Source organism: Thermodesulfobacteriota bacterium (assembly GCA_035325995.1).
Taxonomy (GTDB): domain Bacteria; phylum Desulfobacterota_D; class UBA1144; order Nemesobacterales; family UBA2774; genus JADLGH01.
Genome location: DAOKYU010000002.1, coordinates 83,415 through 95,851, shown reverse-complemented (window position 1 = coordinate 95,851; position 12,437 = coordinate 83,415). Strand labels below are relative to the sequence as shown.

The following is a 12,437-nucleotide window of genomic DNA, read 5'->3' as shown; positions in this document are numbered from 1 at the left end:
CGAAATGCTTAAAATCATAACGCTCTTCGCCGCGGCAGCCCTTCTCACCATCTCCGCAGCAGCAGCGTCCGAGTCGCGCCCCGGCGGAGCGCCTTCCGCACCGGGAAGGGTAATATTAGACGGCGTGCCGTTCGTGAAACAAAAAGACAAGTACTGCGGGCCGGCGGCCATGGCGTCGGTCATGCAGTTCTACGGACGCGGCGTCGGACAGGACGAGATAGCCGAGGCGGTTTACACGCCCGGCCTCGACGGCGCCCTCATATCCGACATGGAGAACTACGCCCGGGCCGAGGGCTACAGGACCGAAGCCGTAAACGGGGGCGAAGAGTCTCTAACGGCGCTAATCGACGAGGGCGTGCCCGCGATTCTCCTCGTCGATAGGGGAAAGTGGAAGGTGAGCGTCCCCCACTACTACGTCGTTTACGGCTACGACGCCGCGAAGGGGACCTTCATACTCCACACCGGGGACAAGGGCGGGCAGGAAATCCCGTTCGAAAAGCTCGACGGCGAATGGAAGAAGATGAACAGGCTCATGCTGGTAGTAAGGAAATGAACCCCGCCGTAAAGCTCGCGCTGACCCTGCTCGTTTTCGTAATCCCCCTTGGCGGCTGCGCCGCCCTCTACGGCTCGCTTTACACGGACGATCCTCTCACTGCCGAGGAGCACAACGACCTCGGCGTCATCTACGAGAGGGAGGGGAAACACGGCCTCGCCATAAGGGAATACAAGCGGGCTATCGCCCTCGACGGGAGCCTCGTGACGCCCCTCGTCAACCTCGGGAACGTTTACATGAAGGAGGGCGAATACACCGAGGCCGAGAGGTGCTACAGAAAGGCGCTCGACAGGGACCCGAAATCCATGGACGCGGCCAACAACCTGGCCTCGATCTACCTGGAAACGGGAAAGGACTATGAAAAAGGGCTCGATATTCTCCTCGCCGCCTCGCCTCGGGGCGACATGCCGGCCTACGCGCTCGATACGCTGGGGATGCTGTATCTCGGGCTCGGCGAAACGGACAAGGCAGTCGAGTCGCTCGAAGAAGCCTGCACGAAAGCCGCCGGTGACGAGGCGCTAAGGGCCGGGATATCGGCCAATCTCGTAAAGGCCGGCGTCCCGGGGGGATGCGGCTGACGGGGAGTCACGCGCTTCCGAGGATAGCGCCTTCGGCAATCTTTCTCCCGGCGAGAAACGCCGCCGCCTCGAGCCTCTTCCCGCCCTCTATCTGGAGCTCGACGATGTCGAGCGCCCCATCGCCCGCCGCCACGCGGAGCACGCCGCCGCCCGACTTTATAACCTCTCCGGGCCGGCCCTCGCCTTCCGAAACGGCGGCCATGAATATCTTCAGCATCTTTCCGCCGACGAAGGTATAGGCCCCCGGCCACGGGAGCATTCCCCTGACGAGGTTTCGTATGTCACGGGCTGGTTTCGACCAGTCTATGAGCCCGTCCTCTTTTTTTATAATCGGGGCGTATGTCGCCAGCGACTCGTCCTGTTTTTCGGGGCGGAGCCTTCCCTCTTCGAGGAGCGCCAACGTTTCGGCGAGGAGATCCCCGCCAACGATCGAGAGCTTCCGCGAAAGCGTCTCGCCCGTATCGTCGTCCTCGATCGCGACCTCGCGCCGGAGGAGCATGCCGCCCGTATCCATCCCCTCGTCCATGAGCATGGTAGTGATGCCCGTTACGCTCTCGCCCCTCACGATGGCCCAGTTGATCGGGGCGGCGCCCCTGTACTTCGGAAGAAGCGACGCGTGGACGTTGACGCACCCGTACAGCGGCAGGTCGAGGATGGATTTCGGCAGTATTCTCCCGTACGCCGTCACGCATATGAGATCGGGCGAGTAAGACGACAGCCCGGAGTAAAACTCCTCCGTCCGAATCTTCGACGGCTGAAGGACGGGTATGCCGGCGGCTTCGGCCGCGGTTTTCACGGGCGGCGGAGTCAGCACCTTCCCCCTCCCGCTCGGCCTGTCCGGCTGCGTTACTACGGCGGCTACCTCGTAACCCGCGCCGATAAGGGCGCTAAGCGAAGGGACCGCGAATTCGGGGGTGCCCATGAAGACGATTTTCATAGGCTGGGATTATATTCGGTTAAGGCGTGGTGTTCAAACGCGCTGCGGTGTTGAGAACCGCTGACCGGGATTTCGGTGAAGGGTTTTCAGGGATTCACGCCGGCGCTCCGTCCGGGGCAAAAATTACTGCGCCTCTTCTTCGGGCTTTTCGGTGACTGCCTTCGTGAAGAGATCGGTCACCCACTTCTTTATGGCGTCCTGAGAGCCCTTGCCGATCTCCTTCCTGACCCTGGCGAGCGGTATGACGGCCTTGGCGGCGGACCTGTGCCCGCCCGCGCTCCCGATGTCCTTGAAGAGCTCCCTCACGAGGCGGCCCGCGCTCTTCACGTACCCGACGTTCCTCACGGAAATGATGAGATGCTTGTTGTCGAGGATGCCGAACGCTATGGACCACTCGACGTCCTTCACCTGTATGCCGAAATCGGCCATCTTGGGTATGAGGTACTCGCGGTCCACCCTGCCCACGTTGACGAAAAATATGCTGCTCGCTATCCAGTGGTCCGCGAGCGCCTTGCCGAGCGATTTGATCTCGTCGGGCGGGACCTCGGCGCGCTCTATGCGTCTTAAAAGCCCGAGGTTCGCGAGAGGGTAAAGGAACGTGAACGCCTCGATGTCGTCCGGATCGGTGTCCCTGTTGAGTATCACGGTGTCCGTCTTGATGCCGTAAAGGAGCGCCGTCGCGAGCCTCTCGGATATGTCCGTCTGCGAGGCGCGGAGGTACTTCGTCAGTATGGTCGAAGTCGCCCCTTCCTCGGCCCTCACTTCCTTGAAGCGGGCCTCGTACGAGCCGACGAGCGGGTGGTGGTCGATGACCGTATCGACGGGCGGCAGCCCGGGGCCGAAAAACGGCGGCTGAACGTCTACGAGCGCAATGGAGTCGAAATCCTTTAACTGCTTCATTTCGAGCTCCTGGAGGTCTATTTCGAGGAGCTCTATCATGGCGACATTTTCGGGGCGGGAAATCCTGTCGCCGAGGTGGCCAATGATGGCCGTCTGCTTGTTACGTTTCAGAAGCGCCCTCAGCGCGAGCGCGCCTGCGATGGAGTCGGGGTCGGGATGGTCGTGGAGGAGAATCAGCATCTTCTTGCCGTTGGCGTGGACGCGCCTCAGCTCTTCCACCCTGAGCTCAGTCCTCGCGAGCTTTTCCTCGCGCGCTATTTCGTCCGTAAGGAGCTTGTGAAACGCGACGAACCTGACCGACGGAGGGGGCTCCTCCATGGGCTCGCCGTTGCTGACGATAAGCGGTGTCTGCGGGTAATGCGCCGATAGCTCGTTCGTAAGCTCTGGCGAAAAATACCGCTTGTCTATCATGATGACCGAAAAGTTCCCGGTCTGGTTAAGCGCCTCTTCGAGGGAGCTCACCCATATTACCTCGCCCCGTTTCGAGAAAATCCCGAGGAGAAAGGAATCGAAATCCCCGACGAAGAGATATCTTCTCAGCTCTTTCTGCATCAGCTTTCAGCCCTTCCGGGAGACGCGCCGTTATTCCTCTCGCAGGCCGCGCTGAGCCCGCCGACGAATCCCGAAAGCTCGTTAAGGAGCTTTTCCTTCTCGCTCCCGTACCGCTCGATAATCCTGACTATCGCGCTCCCGATGATAACCGCGTCGGCGTAGCCAGAAAGCCCCGCCACCTGCTCGGGGGAAGAAATGCCGAACCCTATCCCCACCGGGAGCCCCGTGGCCTGCCTTATCTCGTCCGTAAGCCCTTCGAGCGAATAATTCATCTCGGGCCTCTCGCCCGTGACGCCCGTAACCGATACGAGATAGACGAACCCGCTCGCGTTCTCGGCGACGAGCCCTATCCTCTCGGACGTGCTCGTGGGCGCGAGAAGGAACACTATGTCCATCCCGGCCTTGTCGGTATGCGCCTTGAACTCGCCCGCCTCTTCCGGCGGAAGGTCCACTATCAAGAAGCCGTCCGCGCCGGCTTCGGCCGCGTCCTTCACTACCTTTTCGAGGCCGTATTTGAAAAACGGGTTGTAATACCCGAAGAGGATTATCGGAATGGAGGATTTCTCCCGTATCTTCTTTACGGTGTCGAGCACCCCGGCGAGCGTAGCGCCGCCGGCGAGCGCCCTTTCCGAGGCTAATTGTATGACCGGGCCGTCGGCCATCGGGTCGGAAAACGGCACGCCGAGCTCTATTATGTCGGCCCCGCTCTCTTCGAGCTCGACGGCGATTTCGGCCGTCGTATCGAGAGACGGATCCCCCGCCGTGATATAGCTCACGAGAGCGATCCTGTTCCTCTGCCTAAGCTCATTGAACTTTTCTGATATTCTGCTCATTTGTCTTTGAATTTTCCGCGAATCGGGCAAAGAAAATTGGGAAGCATTTGTACCGAACCCTGAATTTCAGCAGATTACGCCGCTTTTCTTACTTCTTCTCTTTTTAAGTCAGGAAACCCGGCCCCTTTTGTATCGGACAAACTCTAACACTTCTGAATGTAAAGTCAAGATTTTTCCCCTGCCCGCTTCCCCCGCGAGGTCATCAAATTTCGTGTTTCTGCAGTGGATTACATTACGAACGGTCACTGCTTCCGCCCGCCGGACAGGAGATCCGCCACGGAATGCATATCCTTGTCCCCGCGCCCCGAGAGGCAAACGATGAGCACCGAATCCGGGGACATCCCGGGCGCCGCCTTCATGACATGCGCTATGGCGTGCGAGGACTCGAGCGCCGGTATTATACCCTCCGTCTGCGAAAGAAGCTTGAACCCTTCGAGCGCTTCCGTATCCGTAACATTAGTATAGCTGACGCGGCCAGTATCGCTAAAGTACGAGTGCTCGGGCCCGACGCCCGGGTAATCCAGCCCAGGCGCGAGCGAATGCGTCGGCTTCACCTGCCCGTCCTCGTCCTGGAGGAGGTACGTCTTGCTCCCGTGGAGGACGCCTACAGTCCCGGCGGAGATGCTCGCGGCGTGGACGCCCGTCTCGATGCCCCCGCCCGCCGCTTCGACGCCCGTCATGGCGACGCCCTCGTCGCCGACGAAGGGATAGAAGAGCCCCATGGCGTTCGACCCGCCGCCGACGCAGGCGACGAGAAGGTCGGGCAGCCTGCCCTCTTTCTGTAGTATCTGCTCCCTCGCCTCGGAGCCGATGACGGACTGAAAGTCCCTCACTATCATCGGGTACGGGTGGGGCCCGGCGACGCTGCCTATAATATAGAAAGTAGTCCTGACGTTCGTTATCCAGTCCCTCATCGCCTCGTTCATGGCGTCCTTAAGGGTCTGCGTCCCCTGGGTGACCTCCCTCACCTTCGCGCCGAGGAGCTTCATCCTCATGACGTTGAGCGCCTGCCTCCGGGTGTCTTCGAGGCCCATGAATATCTCGCACTCCATGTCGAGGAGCGCGGCTACCGTAGCCGTCGCGACCCCGTGCTGGCCCGCGCCCGTCTCGGCGATTATGCGCTTCTTGCCCATGCGGGCCGCGAGAAGCGCCTGGCCTATCGTGTTGTTTATCTTGTGGGCGCCCGTGTGGGCGAGGTCCTCGCGCTTTAAGTATATCTTCGCCCCGCCGAGCCTCTTCGTAAGCTGCTCGGCGAAATAAAGCGGCGTCGGCCTGCCGACGTATTCGGTGAGATAGTAGTCCAGCTCCTTCTTGAAGGCGGGATCGTCCCTCACCTCCTCGTACGCCTTTTCGAGCTGATGCACCGCGGGCATCAGGGTTTCGGAAACGTATTTGCCCCCGAATATGCCGTAATGACCCGAAGCGTCGGGGAGCGTGGGTTTAACCGCCATTTCTCACCGCCTGTATGAATTGTCTTATTTTCAAGTGATTTTTCCTGCCCGGGGAATCCTCGACGCCCGTGCTCACGTCCACCGCGTAGGGCCTTACGACTTCCACGGCCCCGGCCACGTTGTCCGCCGTAAGCCCGCCCGAAAGGATCACCTTCTTTCCGGTATCGAGGCCACGGAGAATCGACCAGTCGAAGCTCTTCCCCGTCCCGCCGTACATGTCGTCCGAGCGTTTATCGAAGAGGATAGCCTGTACGGGATAAAGTTCAACTTCGCCCGGGTCTACACGGTCGGCCACCCTCACGGCCTTTATGACCGGGAACGGCACGCGGGACGCAAGCTCCGGCGTCTCGTCGCCGTGGAGCTGCACGACGCCCGTGCCGGACGCCCGGACAGCCGCCGATATCTCATCGGGAGAGGCGTTGACGAACACGCCGACTGCTGCGACGAACGGCGGGAGCGCGGCCGTTATCTTCCGCGCCTCGGCGGGCGGGATATACCTCTTGCTCCCCTCGTAGAAGACGAAGCCGAGGGCGTCCGCACCGGCTTCGACCGCCGCCAGCGCGTCTCCTATAGACGTTATTCCGCAAACCTTTATCCTTACCATGAAGAAGGAGAATTATAGAACCGTGCCCGGGCTCTGTAAACCCGTCCGGTGCAGCGAGGGGGCGTTATCGGGCCTTTTCGAGGTAGGCGTTTATAGTCTCGGCGATTATGCGGTAGCCGCTGCCGTTCGTGTGGCCGCCGAAGTTTGCGGGGTAGAGCTGCTCGCTCCCGGCCTTTTGGCTGAGTGCGCCCAGGACGTCTACGTACGCTATGCCGTGTGCGTCGAAATACTCCTTCACCCGGGCGTTGACCTCCCTTTCGTTTGCCACGAGACGGTCGATCTTTTTCGAGGCCGGAAGGGATTTGTTACCTTCTATGTACCGGGCGTAGACGCTCTCCTTCGTCGGAATCATGACGACGAGGAGCTTCGTGTCCGTCCCTTCGAGGAGCATGTTCATGCGGCCGAAGAATTCGAGGCTGAGCCTGAGCCCCTCCTTCACCTCGGGGTCTTCGAGGTCGAGCCCCCGGAGCCTCCTTTCGGGGGTGAACCCGGCCTCTATGCCGGAAGCCGAGTCCTCGAACATGACTATCTCCTCCCCCCGCCTTAGCCTTCGCATCTGCCGGAGGTTGTCGCCGATGAAGGACGAGCTTACGAGCCTGTAAAATACGCTGTGCCCGGCGAGCCATTCCCCGAGCCCGGCGCCCGATTCACCCGGCTCGTCGTCATCGTCCGCTTTGTCCACGGAAAAGCCGGGCTGTCTCATACGCTCCCAGAGCCCTACACCGTAGACGGCGTTGAAAGAATCCCTGAGGTCGTTCCCGAGATAAAACCCGACTACGACGTAACCGGGCGCGAGCCTGACGGCCTTGTCGGCCATTAGGTAAAAATATTCTGCGGGGCCGTAGCCGCCGAGCGACAGGTTATAGACCGTCCCGCCCCTCATTTTGGCGAGCACCGACGGCCAGGAGTCTTCGGCCGTCGCGCTTATGCCGTAGGTGTGCGAGTCGCCTACGGCCACGATGTCGGCCTTCACGGGGACGGACTTGTTCCGGAAGCCCCACTTGTCGTGCGCCCCGGTGCCGGGCTCGATCGTATACCTTAGAACGGGGTCGTATACGCGCGTCGGCTTTAAGAAATCTATAGGGTCGAGGAAGAGGCGCGAAAGCCCCTCGGCCGCCGCGAGCGACACGATTACAGACCCGAGGACCACGAGAACGATTTTAATGTATCTTTTCAATCTCACCTCTATTATCTTCCGGCGGGCGGCCCGGCAGTCACTCAGGTAATATAAACGAGGCCGAGGGGACGGACAACAAAAAAAGGCGCCCCGTCCCGGCTTCCGGCTATGATATAATATGCACCTGAAAATCCGCTTTTAACCCATGAGACCCGAGACCTTAAAGAGCCGCTTCGGGCCGTCCGGTAACAGGCATCAGAACATATGAGAGAACCCGCGAAAAAGCCCCCGTTCAAAAAATCGACGCTGGTACTCGTCAGCATTCTTTTTACGCTCGTCGTCCTCGAAATCGGGACGCGCATATGGCTCGCGATCATCCCCGAAGAGGAGAGCCTCCAGTATTCCGTCTACTCGTACCTGAGCCCCGACGACCAGCGCTACGTCCGGCACCACTACCTCAACTACTACCCGAACCCTCATTTCAAAAGGGGCAAGGCGCACCATAACTCGCTCGGATTCAGGAACGACGAGTTCCCGCGCGAGAAGCCCGAGGGCGTCTTCAGGATCGCCGTCCTCGGCGGCTCGACGACCTATAACATAGGCATAAACGACAACGACAAGACGTTTACGGCCGTGATGGAGCGCGAGCTAAGGGACAAGTACGGCTACGAGAACGTCGAAGTGATAAACGCGGGCGTCGGCGGATACAACTCGTGGGAGACGCTTATCAACCTCGAGTTCAGGGTGCTCGACATAGACCCGGACCTCGTCATCGAATACGAGGGGACGAACGACGTCCACGCGAGGTTCGTCGACCCGGCGTCGTATAAATCCGACGACTCGGGGAGGCGTAAGCAGTGGGACCCTCCCCCCGTGCCGATTCTGGAGCACAGCGCGCTCTTCAGGGTTATTCTGAGGAAGACGGGCATCACGAAACAGGTCGGCATCGGCAACTTCGTAACGCCCGACACCGCGTACGGCCCATACTCGGTCGCGAAGCACGACCCCATGGAGCTGCTGGACAAGAACCCGCCGATATTCTTCGAGCGGAACCTCCGCAACATGGTCGCGATAACGAAGGCCGGCGGCGTCGATATGGTCTTCGTCACGTGGGCGTGGTCGCCGTACATGGACGATTACGCCTCGACCCCCCACTACCAGAGGGGGTTCAGGGAAATGAACGAGGTCCTCGAAAAAGTCGCCGCCGAAAACGGCATACCGCTCTTCGACTTCGAGGCCGTAATGCCGGACGACAAGAAGTACTGGGGCGACGGGAGGCACGAGAACGAGCTCGGCGCCGAGATAAAGGGCGAGCTCTTCGCGAAGTTCCTCCACGAGAACGGGCTGATAAAAAAGTCACCCGACGCCGCGCAGGATAAGTAGCCCTAACCGTGGTCCTTCCTTACGTAGTACCCGAATATGCCGTAGGACATGGCCGACTTTATCACGGCGAATCCAAGGAACGCCAGCGCCGCGCCTTCGTAGGAATAGGGCGGGACGAAAATCAGCATCAGCCCCAGGTAGACGACGGTCGTGAATATCGAGAAGACGGTCCTCACGCCCGACCGGCCCATGGCGAGGAGAGCCGGGCTTATCCAGTACGTAAAGCGCGATATGAGGACGCCGACGGCCAGTATCCTGAGCGTGTTCACGGCGGGCAGATACTCCGTGCCGAATATGTATTTGACCAGCGGCCCCGCGAGGACGACTATGACGGCCGTCACGGGTACGATGATCTTGAGGAGGTTTTTCGTCGAGGCCTTTATATACTTTTTAAACTCCTTGATCGCGCTTGCGCTGGTGAACCTCACGAGCTCGGGGAATATGGCCTCGTTTAACGTATCGACGATGCGGTTCACTATGCCCGAGGCGGAATTGGCGACCCTGTAGAGCCCGACGGCCTCGTTCCCGGCGAGGTATCCGAGGAGCATCATGCCGAGGTACTTGTCGCTCCCCATCTTGAGCGTCGCCATGAGGCTCGTGTTCCCGAGGAACCAGCCTATCTCCCTCCATTCGCCCCGTATCAGGCGGAGGTCCGACATGAGCCAGCTCCGGAGCCCTTTCTCCCCGAGCGTCCGGTCTACGAACGTCAGCCTTATAATAACGGTTACGAACTTCGAGATTACCAGCCCGTAGAGCGCACCCATTATCCCCCTCCCGAGGAGGAGAAAAGCGCTTACGAGTATAAGCTGAACGAAGTTTTCGAGCGTGTTCACGATGGCGATAATCCCGAACTTGTCGAACACGCGAAGTATGGCGTCCGACGTGAGCTTCGCCGTCTCGATGAAGAGGCTGAGGGCGAACACCCGGATGTAGACGTACGCACCGGGCTCGTGGAGGACGTAGTCGCTTATGAGCTTCGCCGTGAGCACCGCGATAACGAACGAGACGGCCCCGCTCCCGATGTCGAGGAGGTAGGAGAGCTTTATCATGGCGCGGGTCTTGTCCGCGTCGTGCGCGCTCCAGTAGGTCCCGATGTACTTGACCGCCGTCTCCCACACGCGGACGTCGAAGAGCTGGTTCATCATGGCGATGTAGGCGATGACGAGCTGGAGAAGCCCGAAGTCCGAGACCCCGAGAATCCTGGCCATTATGACCGTCTGTAGCGCGGCGAACCCGCCGGCGGCGGCCTTCCCGCCGAAGAGATACGCGGCGTTTAAAAAGAGCTTCCTCTGACTGCCCGAAGGTTCAGGCATCCTGCGCCGCCCCCCTGCTCCAGCTTTCGACCGCGCCCCTTATTGCCGAGGCGTAATTCTCCATCATCACCTTCATGGTGTGGCGCCCCGAGACGCGGGCCCTTCCCTTCTCGCCCATCCCGCGCGCAAGCCCGGCGTCCCTGAAAAGTTTCAGCACGGCCCCGGATACGGCGCTTACGCTTTCGGGGTCCACGAGAAACCCGGTGACGCCGTCCCCGACGGCCTCGACGGACCCGCCGTGATTCCCGGCGATGACGGGCTTACCACGGGCCGAGGCTTCGAGGAGGACGTTCGGAAGCCCTTCTATCTTGTCGTTCCAGTACCTGTTCGGCATTACGAATGCGTCGGAAAGATCGAAATAATCGGCGACGTCCGAATGCCCGACGCCGCCCGTGAATATAACCCTCTCCGAAACCCCGAGGCTCCGCGCGAGCTCCCCGAAGCTTTGGACGTATCTCCCGTCGCCGACGATCATGTAATAGGTATCCGGGAATTCCGCGAGAACGGCAGGGAGCGACTTTATGACGGTATCCTGCCCCTTTCGCGGGAGCACCCTTGCGACAGTGACAAGCACCTTCGCCCCCGGGGGTATACCGTACCTCCGGCGGAGGGCTTCGACCTTCGCGGCGTCCGGAGCTTTACTCAGCATCTCGTCCTCGACGCCGTTATATATCACCTTTATCTTTTCGGGCGGGACGCCGACTTCGCGAAGGAGCCCCCTGGTGCTTTCGCTCACCGCGATGACGAGCGGCGAGCTCCTGTAGAGCCTCGCCATCGGACGGCGCATGAGACGCTTTAAAGGATTATTCCCGAGAAAGCACGTCGTTATCCCCGACCCCGCGACCCTCGGTATCGGGACGAAAGGATAAGACGGGAGGAGGCCGCCCGCGGCCTCGGCTTCCTCCGTTACGAAAAGGACGGCGTCGGGCTGCTCGGCGGCGACGGCGCGTGAGAGATGCATGCGTCCGAGAACTATGTCCGCGAAGGGGACAGCCTTCGCAAGCCCCGCGCCGAGCGAAGGAATCCTCGTAACCCTGACGCCGAGGCCGCCGTCGTCCCCGTGGGCGCTCTTTCCGTATCCGGGGGCGAGCACCGAAACATCGAGCCCCGAGGCCAGAAGCCCGCTTGCGAGCTTTAACGACGTCGTCGCGAGCCCGCCCAGAAAGGGCGGGAATTCGTGCGTATATATAAGGACCTTCATGCGTTGGAGCCGCGTCTCGGGCGCCGCCGTCCCGCCGTCCTCCCCGGGCGGCCCCGATTGCGCTTCATTGTATAATACACTATATTTCATGGCTGAATTTCACGGCCGGTTCCGATGCCCTTTAACGCCCGGACAAGGTAAAGGCTTCAGCGACGCGATTCAGCGGAAGCCGGGAGAGACGTATGAACGAGCTCGAAATGGAACTCTTGAAACAGATGTGCACAGGCGGCGCGGGCCAGGGGAATACGAATACCGAAAAGCTCACGCGTAAGGTCGTCGAGTCGAACCCGGGCCTCGACCACGCCGGGACGAAAATAAAGGTAGTCGAAACCCTTAAGGACCTCCACGACAAGGGGCACATACAGATAATGACCGTCGGCTGGGAGCTCGGGGACGAGTTCCTCTACATCTGCACTAACATCATCGAATGAGCATCGCGCGGCTTCGGGCCACGGCAAACCGGGCCGGCAAATCGGTTAATCTTTTAAGAGCACGATATGACCGCACTCGATTATATCAGGATCATAGAGCTTTCGGACGTAGGGCCCGACAATAAAGGCGCGCTCGAAGTTACCTTTGCCATCGAATTCTCGGACGACAGGGAATTCAGCGAGTCGAAGTCCGGCGTCATCACGTTTAAAATGTCGGACGTCATCGACACCTCGGGCCTCGGGCACGAGGACGTACGCAGGATCGCGGTCGGTCTTGTCAGCGAGGTCTTCGTCAGGGAAAAGGACGAGGAAGGCTTCATAGACATTTATCACGTAGAGGGCCTCCCGCTCGCCGAATGGCTCCTCGCCAACACCCCGTATTTAAACCAGTAGCCTTAACCGCACGCTTTCCGGGCCGTGCCCGGGCAGTTGAAAACACCCCCGGCGGGGCCTTTAAACATGCCCCCGGTTTCTTTAACAATACCCCGCAACCCACCGGAATACGGCTCTTTTATAAATTTCGGGACAGGAGTTAATCCCTCTTTAATATCCGAACGCATTCGTGTATAATCAGTTCCAAGGTT

General features: G+C 60.1%; 13 protein-coding genes. 5 read left to right on the top strand and 8 right to left on the bottom strand.

The annotated features are described in order from the left end of the window. The first annotated feature begins 4 nt into the window (after positions 1-4). Positions 5-553, top strand: coding sequence for a cysteine peptidase family C39 domain-containing protein (locus PKC29_03310; GenBank protein ID HML94440.1), 549 nt, complete (start codon positions 5-7; stop codon positions 551-553). Beyond that, on the top strand, positions 511-1,131 hold the full coding sequence (locus PKC29_03305; GenBank protein ID HML94439.1) for a tetratricopeptide repeat protein: 621 nt from the start codon (positions 511-513) through the stop codon (positions 1,129-1,131). The genes PKC29_03310 and PKC29_03305 overlap by 43 nt, the downstream gene beginning before the upstream one ends. Positions 1,132-1,138: 7 nt before the next feature. Here the strand turns inward: PKC29_03305 and fmt are convergent, their stop codons facing one another. The 6 genes from fmt to PKC29_03275 all read right to left on the bottom strand — a co-directional run bounded on the left by fmt (position 1,139) and on the right by PKC29_03275 (position 7,591). Then, positions 1,139-2,068 carry a methionyl-tRNA formyltransferase gene (gene fmt / locus PKC29_03300; protein HML94438.1) on the bottom strand — a complete coding sequence of 310 codons (930 nt, stop codon included), beginning with the start codon at positions 2,066-2,068 and terminating at the stop codon, positions 1,139-1,141. A 123-nt stretch (positions 2,069-2,191) separates the two neighbouring features. Beyond that, on the bottom strand, positions 2,192-3,520 hold the full coding sequence (locus PKC29_03295) for a DHH family phosphoesterase (protein ID HML94437.1): 1,329 nt from the start codon (positions 3,518-3,520) through the stop codon (positions 2,192-2,194). Continuing rightward, positions 3,520-4,353, bottom strand: coding sequence for a tryptophan synthase subunit alpha (gene trpA, locus PKC29_03290; protein HML94436.1), 834 nt, complete (start codon positions 4,351-4,353; stop codon positions 3,520-3,522). Before trpA ends, PKC29_03295 begins: the two co-directional genes overlap by 1 nt. 242 nt (positions 4,354-4,595) lie before the next feature. Then, entirely contained in the window at positions 4,596-5,804 is a 1,209-nt protein-coding gene (gene trpB / locus PKC29_03285) for a tryptophan synthase subunit beta (protein ID HML94435.1), read from the bottom strand. Continuing rightward, on the bottom strand, positions 5,794-6,408 hold the full coding sequence (locus PKC29_03280; GenBank protein ID HML94434.1) for a phosphoribosylanthranilate isomerase: 615 nt from the start codon (positions 6,406-6,408) through the stop codon (positions 5,794-5,796). Before PKC29_03280 ends, trpB begins: the two co-directional genes overlap by 11 nt. 64 nt (positions 6,409-6,472) lie before the next feature. Beyond that, positions 6,473-7,591, bottom strand: coding sequence for a hypothetical protein (locus tag PKC29_03275; GenBank protein HML94433.1), 1,119 nt, complete (start codon positions 7,589-7,591; stop codon positions 6,473-6,475). Between the two features lie 198 nt (positions 7,592-7,789). Here PKC29_03275 and PKC29_03270 point away from each other — a divergent pair, with 198 nt between their 5' ends. Then, positions 7,790-8,908, top strand: a complete 1,119-nt coding sequence (locus tag PKC29_03270) for an SGNH/GDSL hydrolase family protein (GenBank protein ID HML94432.1) — start codon at positions 7,790-7,792, stop codon at positions 8,906-8,908. A 2-nt stretch (positions 8,909-8,910) separates the two neighbouring features. On the opposite strand, the gene PKC29_03265 is transcribed toward PKC29_03270, so the two are convergent. Both PKC29_03265 and PKC29_03260 read right to left on the bottom strand, forming a co-directional pair. Further along, positions 8,911-10,221, bottom strand: a complete 1,311-nt coding sequence (locus tag PKC29_03265) for a flippase (protein ID HML94431.1) — start codon at positions 10,219-10,221, stop codon at positions 8,911-8,913. Beyond that, positions 10,214-11,512, bottom strand: coding sequence for a glycosyltransferase family 4 protein (locus PKC29_03260; GenBank protein HML94430.1), 1,299 nt, complete (start codon positions 11,510-11,512; stop codon positions 10,214-10,216). The genes PKC29_03265 and PKC29_03260 overlap by 8 nt, the downstream gene beginning before the upstream one ends. Positions 11,513-11,604: 92 nt before the next feature. On the opposite strand from PKC29_03260, the gene PKC29_03255 reads away from it, so the two are divergent. Both PKC29_03255 and PKC29_03250 read left to right on the top strand, forming a co-directional pair. Beyond that, complete coding sequence (locus PKC29_03255) at positions 11,605-11,853, top strand: hypothetical protein (GenBank protein HML94429.1); 249 nt, start codon at positions 11,605-11,607, stop codon at positions 11,851-11,853. Between the two features lie 66 nt (positions 11,854-11,919). After that, positions 11,920-12,246, top strand: a complete 327-nt coding sequence (locus PKC29_03250) for a hypothetical protein (GenBank protein ID HML94428.1) — start codon at positions 11,920-11,922, stop codon at positions 12,244-12,246. The last annotated feature ends 191 nt before the right edge of the window (positions 12,247-12,437 follow it).